We start from the raw sequence: 24,511 nt of genomic DNA, 5'->3' as shown, positions 1-24,511 counted from the left end.
TTTCAGACGACTCCTGAAAAGGTCGTCTGAAATACTGTCCGACATCGGTTACAATACTTCCTTCCTCCGCACCGACAAAGGAACCCCATGCGATTTCCAAGCCTAGCCCTTGCCGCTCTGACCCTCAGCGCCTGCGCCCTTTCCCCTTCCCTGCCCCATCCGCAAACCATGCCGACGCTTGAGCAATCGGGTTTGTGGTTCAAGCTTGAGCAGACCGACGCTTCGGGCAATGCCGCCCAAACCAGCCTGCTGGCGGTCGAGCAGTTGCCGGAGGGCATCCGCTTCGTGCAGACCGATGCGCTGGGCGCGCCCGTATCGCGGCAGTTTGTCGGCACGAAAGGCTGGAAAAACGACGGCTTCATCATGCCCAATTCCGCTTCGCGCCGCCTGTTTGCCGCGCTGCTGCCGCTGCTTGCCGCCGACCGCGCCGCCGAGCTGTATCCCGAAGTGGAACAAAAAACATCCGAACACAACACATTCTGCCCCGACGGCAACGGCGCGGTATTCCGTTATAAAGAACAAGATTTATGGTGCGTCGCACAAGATAACGGACGTTTCGTGATTGCCTTCCCCGACAAAACACGTTGGACCGTCAGCCCGATTAAAGAAGAAGAATGATGAAAACCCCCGTTTATCTCAGCCATCCCGCCGTCACCAGCGCGCTCGGCAGCGGCCTGCAAACCCATATCGACGCGCTGCTGGCGCCGTCTGAAACTTCGCCGCTGACGTTTTCCGACCAATGGGTCAAAGGCAAAAACTTCGCATTCGGCGCGGTAAGCGAAACGCTGCGCCCACTGCCCGACAACCTGCCCCCCGCATACCGCAGCCGCAACAACCAACTATTGTGGCACGCGTTGGAACAGATTGAAGATGACATCCATGCCGCCGTCCGCCGTTACGGCGCAGCGCGGACAGCCGTCATCATGGGTACGTCCACCAGCGGCGCAGATGAAAATATGCCCTTGTTCCAACACGTTGCCGACGGCGGCAGTTGGACGGACAAACCATTCAACCAGCTTCAACACGAAATGGCGTCGCCTTCGGAATTTGTTGCACACGTTTACGGCATTCACGGCCTGTGCTACGTCGTTTCCACTGCCTGCACATCGGGCGCGCGCGCCTTAATCAGCGCGGCTCGGCTGTTGCGTGCGGGTTTGTGCGACGCGGTTATTTGCGGCGGCGTCGATACCCTGTCGCCCTTGACCATCAACGGTTTCGCCTCGTTGGAAGTGCTTTCAGACGACCTCGCCAACCCGTTTTCCGCCAACCGCAACGGCATCAATATCGGCGAAGCCGCCGCCGCCTTCGTCATGACCCGCGACGCCGATTTCGGCGGCACGATGCAACTGTTGGGCTACGGTGCAAGCAGCGACGCTTATCATATGTCCTCGCCCCGCCCCGACGGTTTGGGCGCGGCGCAGTCTTTTGAAGCAGCATTGAAAAATGCCGGTTTGCAACCTCAAGACATCGGCTGGATCAATCTGCACGGCACCGGCACGAAACACAACGACAGCATGGAAAGCCGCGCCGTCGTCGACGTATTCGGCAGCCAAACCTTCTGCACTTCGACCAAGCCGCAGACCGGACACACGCTCGGTGCCGCCGGTGCCATCGAAGCCGCATTCGCTTGGGGTGTTGCCGACCGCGGCTGCAACCCTGAAGGCAAACTGCCGCCGCAACAGTGGGACGGCATCCCCGATCCCGAACTGCCCGCCATCGCCCTGACCGACATCAACAGCGCATGGTCGTCTGAAAAACGCATCGTCGCCAGCTCGTCTTTCGCCTTCGGCGGCAGCAACGCGGTATTGATTATCGGCGAATCAGCCGAATAAACCGCTTCCGGCTCTGCCTCAACGATATAGTGGATTAACTATAAACCAGTACGGCGTTGCCTCGCCTTGCCGTACTATCTGTACTGTCTGCGGCTTCGTCGCCTTGTCCTGATTTTTGTTAATCCACTATAAAAAGGTCGTCTGAAAACAGTTTCAGACGACCTTTTTCATTACCGCAAACAAACCCGCTCAAATATGGTGCGGCTTGATGTTTATCCTAATTGGCTGCGTTGACGCACAAAGAATCAATCTTGCCCGCGCGCGGGAAGCGGATGGTGTAGCGTCCTTTTTGGTCGATTTCGGCAAAGCTGAAGCGGTCTTCAGGCGTATCGCCGTCCACGCCCACTTCCAAAGCAACCCGTTTGCCTTTCGGGTCTTTCACGACCACATTAGGGCTGACGGGCGCGAATGAAAGGATCAAACCATTGTCTTCTGTGGCTTTAAAGCTGTACACCTCGCCGCGTTTGACCTTCAGCGGTTGGTCGATACAGCCGGTTTCATTCAGCGGCAAACTTTTTTCCGCATAAGCAAAGGCGGTGCTGCCCAAGCCCAAAGCAAGCATCAGGGAAAAACTCAGAGATTTCATACGGTTTCCTTTGAGATTTAAATATTCAAACGAAGCGGGATTATAGCACCGATTATTTGGCATCCGCGCTAGGCGAGACGAAAAATAATCCAATCAACATAAAAATCAACCATCCCTCCGTTCCAACACCTTCCTAGCCGCTTCCACGCCCCAATACAAAGCCTCCTCGAATACCGAATAGCCGCTCAAATCGCTGTGGGCAAACAGCAAGCCTGACGCGCGGTTTCTGATTTTTAACAAAGATGCATCGTTCAGATAACCGGCTTTCGGTACACTCATACCGTGTCCGCGCACCGTAACATCAACGTGGGAAACGTGTTGCCAGAAGCTCTCTCCGTAGGCGGCAATCAAGTCTTTGGCTGCCAAGTCGCGCAGTTCTTCGTCGGTGGCTTCGAGCAGTTGGCGGCGGACGGTTTGCGGGGTGTCGTGGTTGAGCGCGGCATAGGCGGTGAAGATGGTGCGTTCGGGGCGGGCGACACGGATGAGCTGGTTGGTAGCGATAACGTAGCCGAGTCCTTGGCTGCCGTAAATGACGTTATCCCACGCGGTTTCGCTGTTATTTTTTTCTTTCGGGAAGCTGTGCAATTCGAAATTGGCGACCAACCACGGGGCGTATTCGGGAATGTCCAAACCGTATTGCGCGGGATTTTCGATGATGCGGGCGGCGACCATCAGCGGCATGGCGGAAATAACGTGTTGCGCGGTCAGGGCGACGGTTTCGCCGCTTGAATTGTCGCGCAGCCAAACTTCGATACGGTCGTCTGAAAGCGGCTTGATTTTGACGGCGGATGCGTTGACGGAAGCGGGTTTGTCTAGGCGGATGGGGTTTTCAGACGACCATTGCCAACCTTCCTGCAAACCGGCATGGCGGCGCAGGTTTTCGGAAAGGTGCGCCAAACCTTCGGGCCAGGTCAGGACGGTTTCCGCGCTGTTGCGGGCGGCAAAGTAATGCAGTCCGGCAAAGGCGGATACTTGCACTATGCCCTGCCCGTAATCGTCGCGGCAGCAGTAATCGAGATACCACAAGAGTTCGGGCGAGGTGTAGCCCTCTTGCGCAAGCCATTGTTTGAACGTCAATTTATCAAGTTTGCGCCACATTTCGTCTGCCGATGACAGTGCTATCGGAATAGCGAAAATCTTTTTGCCGTCGCTGCCGTAAGCCTGTTTCAGACGACCGATTAAATCAAAAAAGCGTTTGGAATCCGCATCTTCTTTCGGCAACAGGTGTTCCTGCCATTTATCCTGATACAAAAGGCGCGACTCGGGCGCGTAAACCAAATCGGTTTCCCTGAAGCTGCCGTCCGATTGCAAGATACCAAAATCCGCCAGCATCTCGCGCACATACGCGCTCTCTTTCGACGGTAGGGCAAGATAATGCGCGCCGCTCGGCGCTTGCAGGCCGCCTGAAGCAGCGTAGGCGGCATTGTTGCCGTTGCGCTCGAACCCTTCCGCCAGCAATACATCACGATGACCGTGTTTCGCCAAATACCACAACGCCCCCAAACCCGCCGCGCCGCCTCCGAGTATCAACGTATTGCATTCATAACGGCGGCTCGGCGTACTGAGCAATTTCCCATCGCGCAACAAATGCCCCAACGGCAGCCCGACACGGTTGACGGAAACCGGCGGTTTGCGGTTGAGGCGTTGGTAAGTCAGCCAAGAGAAAGAGGACGCAGCGGCAAGCGCGGCGGTGTAACTGAAGAATTGACGGCGTGTCGGCATGGGGTTGAATGTTGGTTTAGGGTTCTGACTGGTCGTCTGAAAACGTAAAGACGGTTTCAGACGACCTTTTGATGAAATGTTTCCATCAATTTTGTTTGACTGCGGATGCTTGTTGGAAACGTTTTTTATTAAGCAGCGTTTCAGTAAAGTAGTCGAAACGTGACTCTTCAACTGGAAGACCAGAGCTAAACGCTAGACATCCCGGCGCCCGCCTAGCATACGAAGAACCATTATCCTCTTCTGAAACATATGATTTTTCGATGATTCCACTGATATTTTTGAGACATTGCCTATATGCCGCTTCTCGCTTGGTATTATCATTACTCAGTTCAAGGTATTGTTTTCTCTCTTTTTCATGCAATACCGAAGAGTAGGCTACGTAAACTAATAAAAACCCATCTTCATCTTTATTTTCATATTTATCTTTTGAAGCGGAAAGCTCTTCTAACGTCTGATTCTGAAATTTTTTTGAGAGAGCGCGGGAATATACTTTACATTGACTATCTGCTAACCAATCTATTTTTCCTTCATCGCGACAGCTGGCAGGAATTTCGGCAATCAGTTTATCAATGCTGTTTTTCGCCAATTCATCCACGAGAGGCTGGATTTTGTCAGTAAACACCTGGTTCAATGCTATGACCATTATCTGATGCTGCTTTTGTTTCTGCTTCTGTTCCTCTTTCGTACCCGAGAAAATGTCTGCCATATTCACCGGATAGTCTTTTTCTACGGTGCTTATGAAATTTTGCCAAGGTGTTTGGGCGTATTTCTGAGCCAAGATTGTTTTGGCTTGTGCGACCTCAGGCGTTTTTTCCAACTGCTTCCATTCTTTTTCGCTGTTTGCTTCCGTTTCCCGGGTTTGTTTGCCGAAATTTATCCAAACCGCGCTGTCAATAACCTTATTTAAATCAGTAGGCAGCTCCAACCTTTCCATGACTTGATTCGTAATGACGCATTCTGGATAAAGTTCTAAATAAAAGGAAGGTGTGAAATGTTCCGTGTTATTTATCTGGGACTCTGTTGCTGCTATTTTATCGCCGATTTTTTTAGTACATTGCATATATTCGGTATTGAGTTTGCGATAGTCCAGCATTAATGCTTTATCCATTTTTTCTAAACTCTCCTCCACCGCAGAACGGTAGGCAGCTGACTGAACAGTAGCAGGCAGATGCTTGGCGTCGTTATATTGTTTTTCCATACCCGCCAATTCGGATAATGTTTTTTCTGAGAATTTGTCCTTTAAAACATGATAATAGGCTTTACACGAAGGAATAAGGTCCCAAGCTCCCTTATGACAGCTTTGTGGAATTTCTTGGACCAATGTTTCAATGTTTTTTGTTTTCAATTCATTCAAGAACGGCTCTGCCTTATCAATAAAAATGCGGTCGATGGCTTCTCTTTTGACCCGATCTTCCAATCGGTTTTTTCTATTGCGTGCTTGAACGGATTCTTTACGCAAAGCCTCGGGGTAGAATGTGTTCCAATCTTCATTGGCGTATTTCTTTTCCCATTCGGTTTTGAGCCGGATGAGCTGCTTTTCAAATTTTTGATTCAGCTCTTCTTTTTTCTTATTTTCCTCCTGCCATTTGCGCAGCGGTTTTGCAGCATTGTTTGCCGTCCATGCGGCGAAACAGGGGGATAATTCGGTGTTGCCGGGATTGAGCATCAAAATATCGTCGGGATACTCCGCAATCATTTGTCGTTCATCGGCGTTTTCCATATCAACGCCCACTTTTTTAAACACGCCGTCTTTCAAACATTGTTCGTTTTTAGCTTTGGCTTCGTCGAGATGCTCGAAATAATAGATGTAGTCTTTGGCGAACGGGTTGATGGGTGTTGATGATGAAGAACTGGTGGATGCCGAACTTGGGTTGCTGATACACGCGCCTAAAGAGAGCGCGGATAAAGAGAGGATGATGGAAGTACGTAAGTGCATTTTGGTTCCTTGATGTTTTTAGTGAGAATATTTTTTGGGGTTTTAAAATGAGGTCGTCTGAAAACAGACTGAGCCTCTTTCAGACGACCTTTACAGGTTTTATAGTGGATTAACTTTAAACCAGTACGGCGTTGCCTCGCCTTAGCTCAAAGAGAACGATTCTCTAAGGTGCTGAAGCACCAAGTGAATCGGTTCCGTACTATTTGTACTGTCTGCGGCTTCGTCGCCTTGTCCTGATTTAAATTTAATCCACTATATTATTCTATTGGCGGTCGCGTATCGTCCAATATTCCTTCGCCACGTTGCGCAACTGTCCAAACGACCCGCTCTGCCGCCAATTCCCTGCACAACACTTCCTTCACTTTTTCCAACTTCATGCCGCCGCAGATAAATGCGTCTATGGCGGCGAAGTGGTGTTCCGGCCATGTGTGGATGCTGATGTGGGATTCGGCGAGGAGTAGGATGCCGGTAATGCCGCCAGCCCCGCCGAAGGTGTGGAAACGCTCGGCAAGGACGGTGGCTTCTGCGGCTTGGGCGGCGGCTTTAAGGGCGGTTTTCAGACGACCCTCGTCTTTCAAGACAGCTTCATCACAGCCATATAAATCTAAAAGACCATGGTTGCCGGGGATATGGGTCATTTATGACCTCCGGAGAAACCTCCGCCGCCGTAATAGCCGCCGGAGTGCATACGCGAGCCGTCGGAGTCGGAAGAACCGTAGCTGATGATCATGGAGATAATGATGATGATGGTGCTGAAAATGATGTAAGTAGCTCTCGACATGATTAATCCTCATCCTCGTCTTCTTTGCCCATGTTCCACAACAACCATGTTCCTATAAAGATGACGGTAAATGTGGCAGAGTTGCCGTTGGTCAGCAGCGCGGGAAGGTTGACGACGACCAAGATGGCGGTCATGACAAGCCTCAATTGGTTGTCGACACCGTCCGCGCTCATTTTCGCCGTGTATCTGGGCGCTTCAGCCTGCAAACTGAAGGCACTGGCAACTTTGCCGTAGGTCGTGCGCGTGCTTTTACTCCATGCCAACTCGTGTTCGGTCAGCTCGGCACAAAGTTTGCTGTTGCTGCCGACCTGGTAGTCGGTGTAATACGCCAAATCACCTGAACGGATATGCCAGTAAAACGCGCCGGCAGCGACTTCGACTTTGCCGCCGTAGGAATAAAGTTCATTACAACCTTGCGGCTTGCGGGCATTGTTTAAACGCGGCCAGTTGTTTTGCGTTTCGGATTGGCTCCACTCACCGTCGGACGATTCGACCAACCACGCAAAGCCTTTCTGCGGATTGTAAAGCAGGTATTCGACCCACCAACCGACCGGCGTCAGCATGCGCCGTTTGCCTTCAAACATATATTCGTAAGTCGCATCGGGATCCAGCTCGGAATACCTGACCGCACCCATCACAAAATAATCATTGTTATTCAGACGACCTTGTTTGCCGATAGGCAGGGTAAACAGTTTATTCTGCGACACACGCATGGCGTTGGCAGTAATCAGCCGCGCTTTTTGTTTGCCGACTTCCAATTCACTGCCGCAACTCGGGCAAATCAGAAAATCGGTGACACCGCTCAACCAATGGACGGATGATCCGCAATTCGGACAATTTTCCGAATGATGGCTGCCTTTCAGACGACCTGCGGTTTCACGGATTTGGTCGTCGGTACGGGTATTCTGCAGTTTCAGTTCATTTAGGCCGACCATACTGCCGTAATAGATTTCGGGAGGATCATCGCCGTAATCTATCGTCAGGAAAAGGCCGGCGTGTCGCCAGTCTATGACTTTACTTGTCGTGTCTTCAGTCAGCTTAAACGGCAATTCGCCCTGCGCCGCCGATTTTCTGAGGCTGATTTCACGTTTATCCGACGGAACAAAGTTTTTATTTTGGAAATTGAAATTGCAACCGCCCGGCACGACATCGTGAAACTCCGGCACAACTTCAGGCGATTCAACCAAGCGCGTCATGGAATACAGGTCGCCGGATTCAGACAGCCAACCGGTTTGCCCGTCGTCAAACAGCGCGTACCACTCGTTCCACACGCCGTCGTCGTATTGCACCTGAAGCCGTCCGACCAAAGTAAAGGGGCGGGTAACAAATGTACCCGTCGTACCGATTTGAAGCGGGCTGAAATCTTCCAGCAATGCGGAATCGCGTCCGGAATCGACGATACTGTCATCCTGCCGCACCAGCATACTATTGCAGTAGCCGCACACCAGCGTCACGGCTGAGGCGGAATGCGCTTCGACGGGTGCGCCGCAGCTTGGGCAGTCGGTTTTAAAGAATGGGGTGTTTGACATGAATTTTCTTTTTCGGAATTTCAGACGACCTAGGGCAAACTGATACGGGCTTCAGCCGGTTTAAAAAACACGGGCAAATAAACATCTTGCCGCATTTTCCAAAACGCAAACGGCGTCCGCGCTATCCGTATGCCGATGCAGACCGCAGCAAACAAGCAGTCGGCAGCAATATGATTGTATAGTAAAACAAAACGGCTTGGGTACGGAATCAGGCAAGCGCAGCCCTGTCCTACCGAATTTAACCCATCTATACGAAAAGGTCGTCTGAAAACCGTTCCTGAAATTGAGGAAACCGATATTTTCAGACGACCTTAACGATATTGGAACCGATACGCTTAACAACGACTTTTTTCAGTCAAATATCGGATACACGGCTTACCGCGCATTATTCCGCCAACCAAATCAGGCTGACCATACGGCCGGTTTGTCCGTCGCGGCGGTAAGAGAAGAAAGTGTCGCGTTCCAAGACGGTGCAGTGTGTACCGCCGTAAATCATGTCCACACCTTCGCAGCGCAGAACCAAACGCGCCAGCGCGTAGATGTCGGCAAGATATTTACCGCCGCCGATGTCTTCGAATGCGTCCGCCGCTTCGGGCATGGGCGCACAAAATGCGTCGAACACGTCTTGTCCGACTTCGAACGCGTCTGCGCCGATAGCCGGACCGAGATATGCCATGATTTCGACGGGCGCAACATTCATCGCGGCAATGGTGTTTTGCAATACGCCGCCCGCCAAACCGCGCCAGCCGGCGTGTGCGGCAGCGACGACCGTACCGGCTTTATCGCAGAACAAGACAGGCAGGCAGTCGGCAGTCATCGCGGCGCAGGCGGCTTTGCCCGTGTTGTCCACCGAAGCGTCTGCGTCGGGCGTGTTGCCCAATGCGTCGGCAGCGTTGACGACGATGGTGCTGTGGATTTGATTGAGGTAGGCGACGGGCAGCCCGACCTGTTCCTGCACAATTTCACGGTTGCGGCGCACGGCATCAGGATCATCGCCGACATGCGAACCGAGGTTCAAACTTTGATACACGCCTTGGCTCACGCCGCCGTTGCGGGTGGTAATCAGGGTTTTCACGTTGGCGGGTGCAGGCCAATCGGCAGTCAGGAAATTTTTGCCTTGCGGGGCAAGGTTTAGGGTTTCTGTGATGGTTTTCATGTTTTTATCTGAGTAAGGAAAGGTTTGAAAAAATGTGTCTATCGGCTTCGTATTAACGCATCTCTACGACTTCCAATAATTCTGTGTTTTCCAATCGGTAATAAAGGTCATAACCCCGACCATGCTTATCTTCTCCTTGATTAGGCAGGAAACTGATACAGGCAAATTCTTTATTCTCGGAAATATTGAACCAAATGGTATAGTTCCTCAAATCCCATTGATTCTGCAAATAACGATCAAATTCTTCTTTAGCCGCAGCCATTACCAATAACAAACTTCCATCTAATTCAAATAAATAATTAGATTTAAAAGCATCTCTCCAAACTTTTTCCTGATAACTCATGCCAGCACCCAAATCCTCTACCTTTAATTAACCATTCAATATAGCAAATAAGCTTTTTTAACCATATCGCCTGAATATTCCCATCTGCCTTAGAAAGTAATCAAGGTTATTAAAAATAATAAAGTTGCGTATTAACGCATCCCCACTACTTCCAATAATTCCGTATCTTCCAGTCGATAATAAAATTGATAACCCCGACCATATTTATACAGTCCTCCACAAGGAATTTCAAAAAATATCCCGCCTACCATTTCATCTATTTTGGGAATAAAACTGATACTGACAAATTCTCTATTTTCGGAAATTCTTAACCAAATAATATAGTTTTTCAGATCCCATTTACCTTGTGAATAACCATCAAATTCTTTTTTTGCAGCAGCAATTGCCAATAAAAAATTCCCGTCAATTTCAGATAAATCGTCTAATCCAAAAGCATCTCTCCAAATTGTTTCCTTATGATTCATCATCATCCCCTAAGCTACTCGTTTTAAATCGACTTCTCGATATATTAAATATGATATTCGTATGAGAAGTCTGATCAGACTAGTTGTGCAAACCGTTTTCATCCAAGGGCAGATTCATCTGCTTGGCAATATTTTGCGCAGCAGCCGCAAAATCTTTTTTGTCCGTCGGCTTGCTATAAATAAAAGTCAAAATTCGAACGTATGGTGCGGGATATGGACGGCGATATTCCAGCGTAAAAAATTCTCCATAGAGATCGCCTCTCCATCTGATTGCCGATAAGTGGTCATTTTCAGAAAGAAGATATTCCATAACGATTTCGCTGCCTTCCCAATGCGTCAGGACTCGTTTGACAGGGTCGTATCGCCAAAACTTATCCTGTAATTTTTCCAATGCTCTTTTTTTGGATGATAGAGACACATACGGGAAGGACAAAATCATTATCAAAAGAAATGACAGCATGAAGACACTGGAGCCTATGTTCAGAATCTCCATATCTTCCATGTTCCGCGTACCCAACCATACGGGCAGCGCAATCATGTAAACGATGGCAGCTTTAGTGGGAAGTCGATATGTTTTTTCAGATGTCAAATTGCCGTAACCCGCCAGCCACTGCATTTCGCCGTCCATTTGTGCAAGTGTGACCAAATCTGAAGAAGACATCTTAATCCCTCACATAAACCACTTCGACGTCGTAGTCGTCTTCGTTCCAATCATCGTCGTCATCCGTGCCGAGTTTGTCCTGCCATTCTTCTTCGTTGCTCAAAGACGAATCCAAGCCTGCTTCGAGGCGGAGAACGGAGAGCAAGTGATACATATCTTCGGGAATCGGGGCTTCAAAAGAGACGGTTTCACCGGTTTTCGGATGGACGAAACTTAAGCGGTAGGCATGCAACGCCTGACGCGCGCCCAGACTTTTGACGGCTTCTTTTACCGGTTCGCTGCACGGATGGCGCAGGTTGCCGTAAACAGGGTCGGCGGCAAGCGGATGGTTGGCTTCGCGCATATGGACGCGGATTTGGTGCGTCCTACCGGTTTCGAGCGAGCATTCGATGTAGCTGTGGGCAAGATAGCGTTCCAACACCTTGACGTGTGTCACGGCAGGTTTGCCGCCGAATTTGACGACCGCCATTTTCAGGCGGTTGTGTGGATCGCGTCCGATTTGGGTTTCGATTTTTCCGTCAAAGGGAACGATGCCGTTGGCGACGGCGCGGTAAATGCGTTTGACTGTGCGTTCTTGAAGCTGTTGCACGAGGGAATTTTGCGCAGGCAGGGTTTTGGCGACCACCATCAGCCCGCTGGTTTCCTTGTCGAGCCTGTGGACAATGCCCGCGCGCGGAATCTGGCCCAATTCGGGACAATGCGCCAGCAGGCCGTTGAGCAGCGTCCCCGTCCAGTTGCCTGCGGCGGGATGGACGACCAGTCCGGCAGGTTTGTTGACGACAATGACCGTATCGTCTTCGTACACAATATCCAAATCCATCGCTTCAGGTTTGAACGCGAGATTCTCTTCGCTCGGACGTACCGTTACGCTGATGGATTCCCCGCCTATCATTTTGTCTTTGGGTTGCGCAGGCTTATCGTTTACAATAACCGCGCCTTCTTTAATCCACGATGTCAGGCGGCTGCGCGAATAATCTGGCATGAGCTTTGCCAACACAGCATCCAGCCGCCCGCCCGCAAGCTCCAGCGGAACAGTCAAATTAACACAACTTTCTGCTTCGGGGGCTGACGTAAAGTCTAAATCGTCGCTATAATCGGCTTCATTATCAAAGGAAGTATTCTGCATGAAAAAAATTCTTTTAGTAGTTTCGTTAAGTCTGGCACTCGGTGCCTGTGCAAGCAATAAAGGTACGGTCGATAAAGACGCGCAAATCACACAAGATTGGAACGTGGAAAAACTCTATGCCGAAGCGCATGACGAGTTGAACAGCAGCAATTATACGCGAGCCATCAAGTTATACGAAATTTTAGAATCCCGCTTCCCCAACGGCCGCTACGCGCAACAGGCGCAGCTCGATACCGCATACGCCTATTACAAAGACGACGAGCCTGAAAAAGCCCTTGCCGCCATCGACCGCTTTCAGCGCCATCACCCGCAACATCCGAATATGGATTACGCGCTTTACCTCAAAGGCTTGGTTTTGTTCAACGAAGACCAATCCTTCCTCAACAAACTCGCCTCGCAAGACTGGTCCGACCGCGACCCTAAAGCCAACCGCAGCGCATACCAAGCATTTGCCGAATTGGTACAACGCTATCCGGAGAGCAAATACGCCGCCGACGCAACCGAGCGCATGGCAAAACTGGTGGACGCATTGGGCGGTAACGAAATCTCCGTTGCCCGCTACTACATGAAACGCGGCGCCTACCTCGCCGCCGTCAACCGTGCCCAAAAAATCGTCGAGCGTTACCAAAACACCCGCTACGTCGAAGAAGCCCTCGCCATGATGGAGCTGGCTTATAAGAAACTGGACAAACCCCAACTCGCCGCCGACACCCGCCGCGTCTTGGAAACCAACTTCCCGCAAAGCCCGTTCTTGCAACACCAATGGCAACCAAACGACATGCCTTGGTGGCGCTACTGGCGTTAAATTTTGAAGTCTAAAAGTATAGTGATACCGTATCACACTATGCTTTTCTGAAACCAAAGGTCGTCTGAAACTGGGAAATACAGTTTCAGACGACCTTTTTATGCTTCAAACAACCTTCTTCGCGGGAAAAACCTACACCACCCTTTCCATCTTACAAGGTGAACTGCAAAAGCAAAGATAGGGTCATTCTAAGTATTAGGAGGACAAGATGTTCAACGCTGACAATACTGTTAATGTTCAAATTTTTTGGAAGTCCCGAGAAGACGGAGGTTGCAAGATAATTCCTCCGATCGGTCTCTTTTATCCTGTAAGCAAATTTGAAGATGGGTTTTTTCAAGAAAATTTTCCTAGAAGTATCGTTTTAGATATTTACGAACATATAGCCAATAAAAACATCAGTTATGCGAAGGCTTGGTTTCTCATAAGGAAAAATGAAAAGATCCCGCAAGGAACGAAATTTAAAATTTTTGATGGAGCAAGATGCATTGCTGATGTTGTTTCAATTTCTTAAGAAAGAAATCGTAGATTAGACAAAAACCAACCAAATATTAAGGTCGTCTGAAAAACGTTTTCAGACGACCTTTCTTGTTACTTCAAACGCTTTTAGAACTTGGCTTCAAGCGTAAAGTTGTAGCTTCTGCCAGGGGAGGTGAAGCGTTCTATACCTGCATGGGTTTTGTTGTCGACGCGGTTGACCGTGCCGAATTCGCGGATGCTGCGCAGCGATTCCCAAGTGTAGTATTTTTTGTTGCCGATGTTGTACGCACCGGCGCGCAGGGTGAAGTATTTGCCCAAGTTGACGTAGCCTGTCAGGTCGAAAAGCGTATAGGCTTTGCTGTGCTTGGCAAACGGCCATGGGTTGTTCAAATCATCACTGCTGTGAACGGTGTCAGACGGTTTTTTAGCTGCGGTGTGGGTCAGGTACGCATTGACGCCCCAGCGTTTGGACGGCGCATCGTAGCCCAAATTGTAAACAGCAGACCACGGGGAAAGGGCGTTAATCGGGGTTTCCTGTCCGTTGGTCTGTTTGGCTTTGCCTTTGATGTAGCTGACGTTGACACCTGCGTGCGTGCCTTGCGGCAAACCGATGCTGTCAAGGTTCCATGTGCCGTTAAATTCCAAACCTTTCGCCCACGCTGAGGAGCGGTTTTGGTTTTGCCAAACGGGCGAGCTGACCAAGGCGGTACCATCGGAAATCGGCGCATAATTAGGGCTGTTGGGGTTGTCTGAGGACACGCCCATGTAGGTCAGTTCGATAAAGTTGCGGTAGCGGGTTTGGAAGCCGGAGAGTTTAAAGTTTCCTGCTTTGCCGCTGCCGGCAAGTCCCAGCTCGAAGTTTTTGGCGGTTTCTGCCTTAAGGTTAGGGTTTGCTTTAAGGTAGAAGTCAGGATGCGGGAACAATAGCCAGGTTTCGTCCGAAGTCGGGGCGCGGAAACCTGTACTGTATTTCGCCAGAAGATTCAGACGCGGCGTGAATTTCCAGTCTAATCCTAAGCCGTAGCTGAAACCGCTGTGTTTACGTTCGCTGCCGAGATAAGGAATTTGACCGCGGATGGCAGGAGTGTAGTTGGGATTGTCTTTGGCTTTGCTGCTGCTGTTGTCGTAGCGAAGCCCGGCATTGAGGCGGTATTGGCTGCTGTCGCCGAATTGGAATGTGTTGTTCCAGTAGGCAAAACGGTTTTTGGAGGAGCTTTCGACCAGCATAGTCAATTCTTGGTTGTTGGACGTTTGATATTTCGGGTCGTATAGGCGTACCCAATAGCTATGATCTCTATTGTCGTTGTCGTTTTGGGAACCACCCAATCCGTATTGCATTGCCCATACCAATTTGGAAAAGTCGATTTGTTTTTCAGCATCGGCACCAAATTGGGTATTTTTTTGACGGATGTTGCGAAACATATGGTACACGTCGCTGTTCACACCGCTGCGATTATAATCCGTCGGCAAATCCCAGCTCCAGGTGCTCATGTCGATGGTTTGACGGTCGTAACGCAGGTTAAGACTGTCCCATGGACCTTTGTTAAGTTGGTTTTTGTATTCAAAACCGATGCGTTTGCGGTAGGAGATGTCTTGACGGGAACGGGTGTCGCCCAGTGCGTCGCCTTTCCAGTCTGCCGCCCACATATTGGACAATTCGGTCGTTGTGCGGTCGGTACGAGAGTCTTCGTAAATCCAGCCTATACGGTTTTGATCATTGAAGTTATAGCCTAGCTTGAACAAGGTACTTTTATTCACCCAACTTTGAGGGTCAGGTTTGCTGCGCGCTATACCGCGGCTGCCGTAGTTGGTACTGCCGGCATTCGGGTTCCAGCTTTGTTTGTTGTCGGTGATGACGGTATCGGCAGCGTCGCTGTTGTTTTTGGTTTCTTTACCGAAACGACGAGTGTAGACCATCAATGCGTCCAGACCCAGCCAAGTTCCTGCAGCGGTAATGCTGCTGAATTTCTGGCTGTTGCGTCCGATATAGCCGCCTTTAATGCCTAAATGGTAGGGTTTTTCTTCGGAAACGTAGTCGCTTGCAGATTTGGTTTTATAGTTGACGGCACCGCCCAATGCGCCGCTGCCGGATTTAAGCGAGTCCGCGCCTTTGGTAAGGGTTACTTCCGAAAAGTTTTCGGGTTCGGAAGTGTTGCGGTTGGCATTGAAGTTGCCGTATGCACCGAACAACTCTTGGAATGCTTCAGACGACCTGCTTTCTGCTTGTGCCAGTCCGTCCACGTTGATGGCAACGCGGTCTTTATCGACACCGCGTATGGTAAAACCGTTAGAACCTGAGCGTCCGCCTTCGACGACGCTGATGCCCGGATCGTAGCGTACCAAGTCGCTTTCATCGGAGACCATTTGTTTATCCAATGCCTGACGGCGGACTTTCTCTTCGCCAAGTTTTTGGGCTTTACGACCACCAATGACTTTGACTTCATTCAAATCCTGACGGACCTGCGGTACGGGATCGGCTGCGAAAGCAGGGAAAGTTTGGCTGACAACAACTGCCAGCAGTACGGGTTTAAAGGGGAAGGACATTTTTTGCCTCTTGAATATATTGATTATCGGTTTATCGGGGGACTGATGTGCGGTTACTTGCTGACAGGTGTCAAACTCGTATCTGTTGTATTGCGGTCTGATGAATTTTCCACACCGCCGAATACGGTATCCAACGATTTGTCTGCATCGAAGGTTACTTTGCCGCCTATGCTGACTTCTGTTGGATGGCCGCCATTAAACTGACCGAAGAATTTTCCTTCGACTTTACCGTTTTTACCGTCGGATTCGGCAGTGCCTGAGAAATCAACGCCGTTGATGCCTACATCTTTCATCACAACGTCCGGACCGTAATCCGCATTGCCTAAAATCGTGCCGCCGAGTTTGTTGGTGTTGAAATTGGCTGTCAGCAGGGAAAGCTTGGGAGCGGTTTTTTCAGACGACCCGGAGGATTTGCCCGGATCGTAGGTTGAGGTAACGATATTGCCGTTGCGGACGCGGACTGCCCAAACTTCGTATGTGGTCTTGCCTTTTGCCACTGTACTGTCTGATGGTGTGTAATAAGACGGTTTCGCCGTTCCGACGGGTTTGCCGCCGACAAACAGGTCTGCCGTGCCGTCTGCATTTATCCATGCGCCGAATTTAAGGTGGTCCTGTTTGGTTGCGGGGGCATTGATGAATTGTCCAGAATTGCTGCAACAGACAAACAGTTTTCCACCCTCAGACAAAGGCTGGCCTTCGTGGCGGGTACGCAGGGCATAAGACGGGCTGGAGTAAGAGGGGACAATCGGGTCGGAATATGAGCTGATGTTGTAATAGTTGCCGGAAGGGGTTTGATAGACATATTGTTTATCGGTATAGCTGCCCCATGATGTTTTCACTTCGAGTTCCGCTTCATGCAGACTGCCGCCTTTACCGGAAAGGGTGTTGATGGTCTGTACCGCACTGCTTTCATCACTCAGCTTGATATTGGCGATAGGCTGAGCCGTAGGTATGGCAACGGGGACTTTAGGTTCGGATGCGCCTCCTCCAGCGCAGGCAGTCAGAATAAGGGTCGCTGCCGCAGAAATTGCGGGTACTTTGATTTTCATGATGAATCTCTCTTAATATTGATATTTTATAAATTAATGATAAGGATTACCAATTTTGTTGTAATATTTTGTAATAATTATGGTGTTTTGGCAATATCCGCGTAGATTTTTTATGATTTCTGAAGTAAATATTAAGAAATAAATCAATTAATGACATGGAGTTGGATATTTGTTCTAAATATCTGATTTGATACTGCTATCTATTACTGATGAAGAATATCGGGTGATAGTGTAATCAAACTATTACTTTGGATTCGCAAGATATATTGCAGGCGTGTTTAGTGGGTTGGCTTGATTAATCCCATGAATCTACTGATGAATAACATTTGAATAATTTATAAGACCATAAAAATAAATCAGTTATGTTTGTTTTGGAAATTTACCTCTATAATGCTGCATCTTAATGCGAATCTGTTGCTTTTACGCAAAAATAAGGTCGTCTGAAAAGTTTCAGACGACCTTTGATAGCCGTAAATCCATAACTGGGGATTGAATCAGTAGGGCATGGCGGTTTGCATTTGGCTACCCCTGCGATATACACACATATATTTCGGATGATTTTGAATGTTAAGAATAAAACAAAAAATGGTTTCGGCATCGTTATGTTGCCTGTTGCCTTCCGCAGTCTTGGCTCAATTGCCCGAAGGTGGTGTCCGGCAGGATGCGCCTTCTCAGGATGCTGCCGTACAAGTGCAGCAAAAACAATGGCTGGATATTTTGTCCGAAGAAGAAAGGTCGTCTGAAAAGAATGAGAATGTTGGCGAACCGACTGTAGTTGGCGATGATTTTTTAGCGGCAAACCCGCGTATTCTTGAAGATGCGCTGATTCAAGCACTTAACGGCAATAGCGTAGATTTGGTTTCTTCGCTTGCCGCACTTTACCGCAAACAGCCCAACCACAATCCCAAGCTGATTGCACGTGCCGATGCTTTGCTGGCAAAGTTGAAAGGGCGGACTTCCGAAGCGGTCGAACGTTATCGTACCCTTTATGAATCCGACGTTTCAGACGACCGCATATTGTTGGATTTAGCGGCGGCAGAGTTTCAGGATTATCGTTTGGGCGAGGCGGCGGCGCATTTCCGCCATGCCACGCAACGCGATATACCTGCCCCTGTTTTGGAAAACGTCAAACGCTTTCAAGAAGCCGTCAAGCGGCAGACAGAATGGAAATGGTCTGGTGGAATCAGTCCCGTGCATAGCGATAACGCCAACAACGCTGCCCCGCGTTATTGCATCGAAACAAGGGGGCAAACCGCATGCAGCGTTACTTTGCCCGTCAGTGCCAACGGCTTGAATTACGAATTGAACACCGAAAAACTCACCCCGCTGTACGGACATCACGCCGTCAAATTCCGCGCCAACCTCAGCGGAACGAGCTATTTTTTCGACCGCCAATCGGCTTACGACGATGCGTTCGGCAGGGCTTATTTGGGCTGGCAGCGCAAGGACGGCAAACAAACCGTCAGCGTTTTACCGTTTTATCAGGCACAGTTGGCGGGCAGCAGCGAATTTGACAGCAAAAAAGAAAACAACCGCCGCGCCGCGCCTTATATGCTGGCTCACGGGGTCGGCGTACAGCTTTCGCATATGGTCAATCTCGGCAACGCGACACAATTTTATTACTCGCTGGAACGCTATCGCCAAAACTATCGGGAAACCGATCGTGCGCTGCGCAACGACGGTTGGCACGACAGTACCTATCTCTCCCTGGCGCGCCGTTTCGGTAGAACGACCCTGTTCGGCGGTTGGCAATACAACCGCTTTGTTCCTGAAAACAGAAACATACGCAACGCCGTCAACAATGCCGCCTACCGCCGCAACGGGTTCAATATAGGCTGGATACAGCAATGGCCGTTTTTAGGCGGGCTGAACAGCCGCCTGACCGCTTCATTTGCCAACCGCCGCTATAAAGGCATTATGGCATTCGGCACGGAGCCGCAACGCAACCGCGAGCGCGCTCTCTCCGTCAGCCTCAGCCATGACAAATTGTCCTACAAAGGCATCACGCCGACCTTGAATTACGGATACAGCCGCATTCACAGCAATGCTCCATATGCACGGCACAGCAGCCACCAATGGTCGTTGGGAGCTGAATGGAATTTTTAAAAACAGCCGTAAATTCGGATGCGTGGACCTCCGCGTCTTAATCTAATTACTTCATCGCAGCTTTCAACGCAAACGCTGCCAGTAGCGCCCCTAAGCGGAATTTTCGGGGGATAGCGAGTCCTGCCGTTTTATACAGGAGGCGTGTGCGGTTCAGCTCGCTACCCAAGTCCAGCAGCGTCATCAGTTTATCTGACTTGCGATCGTCCTGTTCTTTCCATTTTTGCTGTTTCATATGCGATGCCTCGATTCTCAGGCGAACCAGCTTGGCTTCCAGTTGCAGCAGTTCGCGTGCTTCATCGCGTTCCGTTTTATTCATCGTCCTCTCCTTCCTGCATTTCTTGTCCGCGCAGGCAGGCAATGTCTGCCTTAATGTCCTGCAAGGTTGCGGCGATTTTGTTGTTTTGGCTGCGCCAGCCTTTCGACACTTTGCCGAACAGGACCGCAATGACGATTAGGCTGACGATGGTAATCCCGAAGAATACCCATATCGCCGCGGTATCCGACAACACGCGGTTTAGTCCGAAAAGCAGACTGATGAATGCAATCAGCAGCAAGATGCCCGATACGACCAACCATATGATGATGCGGAACACGTTTTCCGCCTGCTCCGCCAAATCCAGATTCAAAATCTGCAAACGCAGCAAAAACAAATCAACACCCTGATTCAGCAACGTTTTCGTATGTTCGATATTTTGTCTGATGCCCATATTCCGATTTCCCTGATTGCTCCGAAACGGACAATCCGAAGGGTTTGGGGTCGTCTGAAATGTACTGACCCACATAAGGAAACGCCGCCGGAACAAGATTTCGGGAAATCATGTCCGGACGGCATTCATGTTTTACCGATTAGCGGCGGTTCAGCAATACGCCGACTACCAAGCCTGCCAGTGCGGCAAAGCCCATCGCGTAATAAGGTTTGTCGTGTACGGCTGCATCGGCTTGGCGTGCGCCGCGTTTGATGCGGTCGCCCGCTTCTTCTCCAAACTCGGCAAAGCGTTTTTTACCTTCTTTGAAACGCTCTTCTGCCAATTCTTCAAATTCGTCGTATTTTTCGCGCGCGCGGTCAGCGTGGTATTTGATTCGGTCACCGGCTTCTTCTTGGAAGTCATGCAAACGATCCTTAGCAGCTTCAAGTTTCTCCTGCAATTTGGCTTTGGCTTTTTTGCCTTCTTCCGAGCCGACTTCTACGCCTTTGCTGTACAGCTCTTCAACATCGCTCATCACGTCTTGGATGTCTTTCAACAAAGCTTCTTTGCGGGATTCAAAATCATGTTTTTTCATTACCTTCTCCTTGATGTCCATATGGGTGAAATAACAGATTATTCATCTGTTAACTGATTATAACCCCTTTACACTTCTTCTCAAGTCAATTCGGCTAAAGGTGGTTTGAAAACATGTAAAGATTAACGCGGGAGATAAAAGGTCGTCTGAAAACTTTCAGACGACCTTTGGACCCCTTTAAAACTTTTCCGTCATGTAAACTGCTTCTTGGAGGAAGGGCTCCGTCCAAACAGCCTACCACTTTATTCTCAAGGCAACGGAGGCATTGCGCGGTTTGCCGTAAAAATTGCTGCGGGAGTTGGTGTAATAGCGTTTATTGGTCAGGTTACCGACGTTGACCGCCAGTGCGGCGTGTTTGTTGATTTTATAGCGCGCCATGACGTTCCATATCGAATAGGAAGGCTGCCACAGTGCTTTGGGTTTGTCGGAAACGTAATATTGCCCGTTGGAAAGACCATGTCCCCAAGGTTTGGGCTTGGTGCCGCTGACCCAGCGCATCCCCACCCCCATCGTCAGCTTGGGCGTAAAGTCGTAGCTGGTGAAGAATTTGAAGGTTTTATCCGGTGCGGTATAGGTGCCGCCGTACTCCAGATTCATGTCGTCCCCCAAGTCGTTGGAGGAGTTGGGCGCGTCGTAAGGTTTGTCTATCTTTAGTTTGACAAAGCCTGCCTGTATCCGCCATTTCGGGGTAATCTGTCCGGCAAGGTTGATGTCGAACCCCCTGCTGGTATAGCCTTTACCTGTACCGTATTCCCAATCGCCTTGGAAGCACCACGGTTCGTTGCCGTTTTCCCCGCCGTATTTCCATTCGTAACAACGCGAGCCTGTAGGTTCGAGCGTGGGGTAATTTTTCTGGGTCATGGTGAAGTAAGACAGGGCGAAATTCAGCTTGTCGTTCCACAAGCCGCCTTTGATGCCGACTTCTTTGGAATTGCCGGTAATCGGCGGCAGCCATCCGCCGCCCTCGCCATAGGCCGGCCTGTTCCTTAAGACATTGTTGGTTTTCAGGATGCCGGTATAGCTGGCGTAAGCATTGATGGTCGGTGTCAGTTCTACAATCACGCCGCCGTACGGAACGAATTTGCGTACCGTATCGTGATACATACTGCTTTTATTGTGATCGGGGGTGTACCCTTCGTCGGGCATTTCGACCGTATCGTCCGTTATCACGTTGTTTTTGTTTTTGTAAAACGACCATTTCCCACCACCTTTGTCCCGCCATGTCAGCCAACGCCCACCTACCACCGCCGTCAGCCACCTGGCCGGTTTGAGTTTCAGGGCAAAATAGGGACCATATTGCTCCGAAGCCAAATGATCGCGGGAAATCAACCCGTCCGGTCCCAATTTTTTCTCCCAAGCCCGGTTGTACCCCAACATGGGATAGCTGCCGTTATTCCAGTAATCAAGCGGAATCGCCTGCCATAAATAGAAGTTACGGTCTATCGGTTCTCCCGTCATGGCCGCAATACCTGTTGGTTTGGCATCATCGACATTCAATTCGCCGCTACTGCTGAAATTATAATCGTCCCTCGTCTGGGTATGGCGGACGCCGCTAAAACCGACAATAAACTGCTGGTCCTGGTCAAAAAGCTTGAAACGGCTGTCCAGATGGATATCGAACGCCTTGTCGTCGTATTTGTCGCGTTCGCGGCCGAAATCATAAGTTGCTGCGTTAAATTGCGGCGCGTAGCCGTTTACCCCCATATCGCCGTAACGCAGATCGCTTTTGGTGCGGCTGCTGGTATAGGCAGTTTGCAGCTTGATATGGTCGTTGAAATGATGTTTGTATTCGGCAAACATATTGTCGCTGGTGGCTTTGTTAAACGCCCATTCCGCCCCGTTGTTGAAGCTCGGCGGAACGTCGCGGGCATCTATCCAATGCGTCGGGGAATCCCCCAATTCGAAATCATAATCCTGGGTAACTTTCGAATAACGCATCAACCCCTTAGTCGGCGCACCGGTGATGTTGCGGTGCTGACGGCTGAAGCCAAACGTAAAGCTGTCTTTGTCGGTTGGCGTCCAATCGAATACGGTGTAGAAAGCATGGGATTTGCGTTTGATTCTGTCCATAAAGCTGTCGCCGTCCTCCCATGTTCCGACGACGCGGCCGCGCAGGGTTTGGGATTTGTTCAACGCACCGCCGTAATCGAATTCGACACGTTTGTTGTTCCAAGAACCGTATTTCAGGTTCAATTCCCCCGCACTTTTCGCCATCGGGCGTTTGCGCACGAAATTGACGCTGGCCGCCGGATCGCCCACTCCGGTGCTCAACCCGTTCGAACCACGGATGATTTCTACCCTGTCGTAAAGATAGCTGTCCTGCGCGGCAATGAAGCGCGGCCCGCCAAGCAGGTATTTATTGGCCAACACACCGTCAAGCTGGTAATTGTCGACGGGAAAGCCGCGCGAATAATACTGGGCTTCGCCCATGCCGGTAACGGAGTCCTGCAAGACGGTAATACCCGGCGTTTCTTCCAGCACCTGATCAAGGTTCTGCAAATTCTGATCCTGCATCTGCTGCTGGGTGAAAACGGTTACACTTTGCGGGGTTTCTTTGAGTTTCAAGTCAAGCTTGGTGGCCGAGGTGCTGCCTTTGACGGTGTAGTTGCTATTACTTTGGGCGGGTGTATTTCTTGCCCCCTTTACGGTAATTTCATTCAGATTAACTTTGTCGGGTACAGTTTGAGCATATGCGGATGAAAATGCAAAAGCAATGACGATACTCAAACGGCTGGGTTTCCATAGACTATTCATAGCTGCTCCTTGATGGGAAACGAATTCAGATATGAGTAAGGTCGTCTGAAAAAGCAAGATAGGAAGATATTGATATAATTGATTTGTTTTTGAGAATGATTATATATTGAATAAAAATTCAAGATAACGATATAAAGTATAGAATATCCGACAATTTATGTAGCTTATGCGACAATCTGTACGATATAGTGGATTAACTTTAAACCAGTACGGCGTTGCCTCGCCTTAGCTCAAAGAGAACGATTCTCTAAGGTGCTGAAGCACCAAGTGAATCGGTTCCGTACTATCTGTACTGTCTGCGGCTTCGTCGCCTTGTCCTGATTTGAATTTAATCCACTATAACGTTGGAAACAAACTCCTAACAAAATTCGCAGAATATGGCAAACCAAGTAAAAAGGTCGTCTGAAAACCTGTTTCCAAGTTTTCAGACGACCTTTCAGCTTTTCAGTCAAAACGACCAAGCGTTATGCCAAGCCTTTTGCTTCCAACACTTCCAGCATGGTGCTGCCCAATTCGGCAGGACTGCGGGTGTAGGCGATGCCGGCTTTTTCGAAAGCGGCGAATTTTTCTTCCGCCGTACCTTTGCCGCCGGAGATAATCGCACCGGCGTGACCCATACGTTTGCCTTTAGGAGCGGTCACACCAGCGATGTAACCGACAACGGGTTTGGTTACGTTGGATTGGATGTATTCGGCTGCTTCTTCTTCCGCAGTGCCGCCGATTTCACCGATCATGATGATGGCGTCGGTATCGGGGTCTTCTTGGAAGAGTTTCAGCGCGTCGATTTGGTTCATGCCCGGAATCGGGTCGCCGCCGATACCGATACAGGTTGATTGACCCAAGCCCAGTTTGGTGGTTTGTGCCACGGCTTCGTAAGTCAATGTACCGGAACGGGAAATGATACCGATGCGGCCGGGAGTGTGGATGTGGCCGGGCATAATGCCGATTTTGCACTCACCCGGAGTAATCACGCCCGGGCAGTTAGGGCCGACCAAACGTGTGCCGTTGCCGTTGGTTTCCAGATAGCGTTTGGCTTTGAGCATGTCCAGAGTCGGTACGCCTTCGGTAATCACAACCACCAAGCCTACGCCGGAATCAACAGCTTCAACGATAGAATCCAACACAAACGGAGCGGGAACGTAAATCACGGATGCGTCCGCGCCGGTTTCTTTAACGGCTTCTTTCATGGTGTTGAACACGGGCAGGTTCAGGTGGGTTTGACCGCCTTTACCCGGGGTCACGCCGCCGACGACTTTAGTGCCGTAAGCCAGAGCTTGTTCAGAGTGGAAAGTACCGTTTTTACCGGTGAAACCTTGAACCAATACTTTGGTGTCTTTATTAATCAATACGCTCATTCTT

At 49.9% G+C, this 24,511-nt stretch carries 23 protein-coding genes; 5 read left to right on the top strand and 18 right to left on the bottom strand.

Annotated elements, in window-relative coordinates; genetic code table 11:
• Positions 1–87: 87 nt before the first annotated feature.
• Together DBZ16_RS08385 and DBZ16_RS08380 are read left to right on the top strand one after the other, a co-directional pair.
• The gene (locus DBZ16_RS08385; protein WP_107813646.1) at positions 88–618 is read left to right on the top strand and encodes a hypothetical protein; all 531 of its coding nucleotides are present in this window, start codon (positions 88–90) and stop codon (positions 616–618) included.
• The gene (locus DBZ16_RS08380; protein WP_107813645.1) at positions 618–1,832 is read left to right on the top strand and encodes a beta-ketoacyl-ACP synthase; all 1,215 of its coding nucleotides are present in this window, start codon (positions 618–620) and stop codon (positions 1,830–1,832) included. Before DBZ16_RS08385 ends, DBZ16_RS08380 begins: the two co-directional genes overlap by 1 nt.
• 217 nt (positions 1,833–2,049) lie before the next feature.
• Here the strand turns inward: DBZ16_RS08380 and DBZ16_RS08375 are convergent, their stop codons facing one another.
• The 11 genes from DBZ16_RS08375 to rluD all read right to left on the bottom strand — a co-directional run bounded on the left by DBZ16_RS08375 (position 2,050) and on the right by rluD (position 12,136).
• A complete protein-coding gene (locus tag DBZ16_RS08375; protein ID WP_107813644.1) occupies positions 2,050–2,418 on the bottom strand; it encodes a hypothetical protein in 369 nt (122 codons plus the stop codon).
• A 105-nt stretch (positions 2,419–2,523) separates the two neighbouring features.
• Positions 2,524–4,140 (bottom strand): FAD-dependent oxidoreductase, encoded by a 1,617-nt coding sequence (locus DBZ16_RS08370; RefSeq protein ID WP_107813643.1) that lies wholly within the window; start codon positions 4,138–4,140, stop codon positions 2,524–2,526.
• A gap of 85 nt (positions 4,141–4,225) precedes the next feature.
• Positions 4,226–6,076, bottom strand: coding sequence for a hypothetical protein (locus tag DBZ16_RS08365; protein ID WP_107813642.1), 1,851 nt, complete (start codon positions 6,074–6,076; stop codon positions 4,226–4,228).
• A 257-nt stretch (positions 6,077–6,333) separates the two neighbouring features.
• Positions 6,334–6,714, bottom strand: a complete 381-nt coding sequence (gene speD, locus DBZ16_RS08355; RefSeq protein WP_107813641.1) for an adenosylmethionine decarboxylase — start codon at positions 6,712–6,714, stop codon at positions 6,334–6,336.
• A complete protein-coding gene (locus DBZ16_RS15415; RefSeq protein ID WP_003742187.1) occupies positions 6,711–6,857 on the bottom strand; it encodes a hypothetical protein in 147 nt (48 codons plus the stop codon). Before DBZ16_RS15415 ends, speD begins: the two co-directional genes overlap by 4 nt.
• 2 nt (positions 6,858–6,859) lie before the next feature.
• Positions 6,860–8,386, bottom strand: a complete 1,527-nt coding sequence (locus DBZ16_RS08350; protein WP_107813640.1) for a DUF4178 domain-containing protein — start codon at positions 8,384–8,386, stop codon at positions 6,860–6,862.
• Between the two features lie 385 nt (positions 8,387–8,771).
• A complete protein-coding gene (gene pgeF / locus DBZ16_RS08340; RefSeq protein WP_107813639.1) occupies positions 8,772–9,542 on the bottom strand; it encodes a peptidoglycan editing factor PgeF in 771 nt (256 codons plus the stop codon).
• Between the two features lie 52 nt (positions 9,543–9,594).
• Positions 9,595–9,885, bottom strand: a complete 291-nt coding sequence (locus DBZ16_RS08335; RefSeq protein ID WP_107813638.1) for a hypothetical protein — start codon at positions 9,883–9,885, stop codon at positions 9,595–9,597.
• Positions 9,886–10,016: 131 nt separating this feature from the next.
• Entirely contained in the window at positions 10,017–10,355 is a 339-nt protein-coding gene (locus DBZ16_RS08330; protein WP_240600306.1) for a hypothetical protein, read from the bottom strand.
• Positions 10,356–10,428: 73 nt separating this feature from the next.
• Positions 10,429–11,010 (bottom strand): hypothetical protein, encoded by a 582-nt coding sequence (locus DBZ16_RS08325; protein ID WP_107813637.1) that lies wholly within the window; start codon positions 11,008–11,010, stop codon positions 10,429–10,431.
• 1 nt (position 11,011) lies between these two features.
• The gene (gene rluD, locus DBZ16_RS08320) at positions 11,012–12,136 is read right to left on the bottom strand and encodes a 23S rRNA pseudouridine(1911/1915/1917) synthase RluD (protein ID WP_107813636.1); all 1,125 of its coding nucleotides are present in this window, start codon (positions 12,134–12,136) and stop codon (positions 11,012–11,014) included.
• Here rluD and DBZ16_RS08315 point away from each other — a divergent pair.
• Both DBZ16_RS08315 and DBZ16_RS08310 read left to right on the top strand, forming a co-directional pair.
• Positions 12,135–12,941, top strand: a complete 807-nt coding sequence (locus DBZ16_RS08315) for an outer membrane protein assembly factor BamD (protein ID WP_003742974.1) — start codon at positions 12,135–12,137, stop codon at positions 12,939–12,941. The two genes, rluD and DBZ16_RS08315, sit on opposite strands and share 2 nt — an antisense overlap.
• Positions 12,942–13,149: 208 nt before the next feature.
• Positions 13,150–13,452 carry a hypothetical protein gene (locus DBZ16_RS08310; RefSeq protein WP_107813635.1) on the top strand — a complete coding sequence of 101 codons (303 nt, stop codon included), beginning with the start codon at positions 13,150–13,152 and terminating at the stop codon, positions 13,450–13,452.
• Positions 13,453–13,544: 92 nt separating this feature from the next.
• Here DBZ16_RS08310 and DBZ16_RS08305 read toward each other — a convergent pair whose 3' ends face one another.
• Both DBZ16_RS08305 and DBZ16_RS08300 read right to left on the bottom strand, forming a co-directional pair.
• Complete coding sequence (locus DBZ16_RS08305; RefSeq protein ID WP_430914361.1) at positions 13,545–15,782, bottom strand: TonB-dependent hemoglobin/transferrin/lactoferrin family receptor; 2,238 nt, start codon at positions 15,780–15,782, stop codon at positions 13,545–13,547.
• 233 nt (positions 15,783–16,015) lie between these two features.
• Positions 16,016–17,011: a Slam-dependent surface lipoprotein gene (locus tag DBZ16_RS08300; RefSeq protein WP_107813633.1), complete on the bottom strand. Its 996-nt coding sequence runs from the start codon at positions 17,009–17,011 to the stop codon at positions 16,016–16,018.
• A gap of 564 nt (positions 17,012–17,575) precedes the next feature.
• Here DBZ16_RS08300 and DBZ16_RS08295 point away from each other — a divergent pair.
• Positions 17,576–19,117 carry a surface lipoprotein assembly modifier gene (locus tag DBZ16_RS08295; protein ID WP_107813632.1) on the top strand — a complete coding sequence of 514 codons (1,542 nt, stop codon included), beginning with the start codon at positions 17,576–17,578 and terminating at the stop codon, positions 19,115–19,117.
• 46 nt (positions 19,118–19,163) lie between these two features.
• Here the strand turns inward: DBZ16_RS08295 and DBZ16_RS08290 are convergent, their stop codons facing one another.
• The 5 genes from DBZ16_RS08290 to sucD all read right to left on the bottom strand — a co-directional run bounded on the left by DBZ16_RS08290 (position 19,164) and on the right by sucD (position 24,507).
• Positions 19,164–19,433: a hypothetical protein gene (locus tag DBZ16_RS08290; protein ID WP_019270317.1), complete on the bottom strand. Its 270-nt coding sequence runs from the start codon at positions 19,431–19,433 to the stop codon at positions 19,164–19,166.
• A complete protein-coding gene (locus tag DBZ16_RS08285; RefSeq protein WP_107813631.1) occupies positions 19,426–19,824 on the bottom strand; it encodes a phage holin family protein in 399 nt (132 codons plus the stop codon). Before DBZ16_RS08285 ends, DBZ16_RS08290 begins: the two co-directional genes overlap by 8 nt.
• Before the next feature lie 139 nt (positions 19,825–19,963).
• On the bottom strand, positions 19,964–20,398 hold the full coding sequence (locus DBZ16_RS08280; protein WP_107813630.1) for a DUF883 family protein: 435 nt from the start codon (positions 20,396–20,398) through the stop codon (positions 19,964–19,966).
• Between the two features lie 234 nt (positions 20,399–20,632).
• A complete protein-coding gene (locus tag DBZ16_RS08275) occupies positions 20,633–23,152 on the bottom strand; it encodes a TonB-dependent siderophore receptor (protein ID WP_107813629.1) in 2,520 nt (839 codons plus the stop codon).
• 464 nt (positions 23,153–23,616) lie between these two features.
• Entirely contained in the window at positions 23,617–24,507 is an 891-nt protein-coding gene (gene sucD, locus DBZ16_RS08270) for a succinate--CoA ligase subunit alpha (protein WP_107813628.1), read from the bottom strand.
• Positions 24,508–24,511: the final 4 nt, after the last annotated feature.

It is taken from the genome of Neisseria sicca (genome assembly GCF_003044565.1).
Taxonomy (GTDB): domain Bacteria; phylum Pseudomonadota; class Gammaproteobacteria; order Burkholderiales; family Neisseriaceae; genus Neisseria; species Neisseria sicca_A.
The sequence above is the reverse complement of the archived record's forward strand: the minus strand, read 5'-3'. Positions and strand labels throughout refer to the sequence as shown.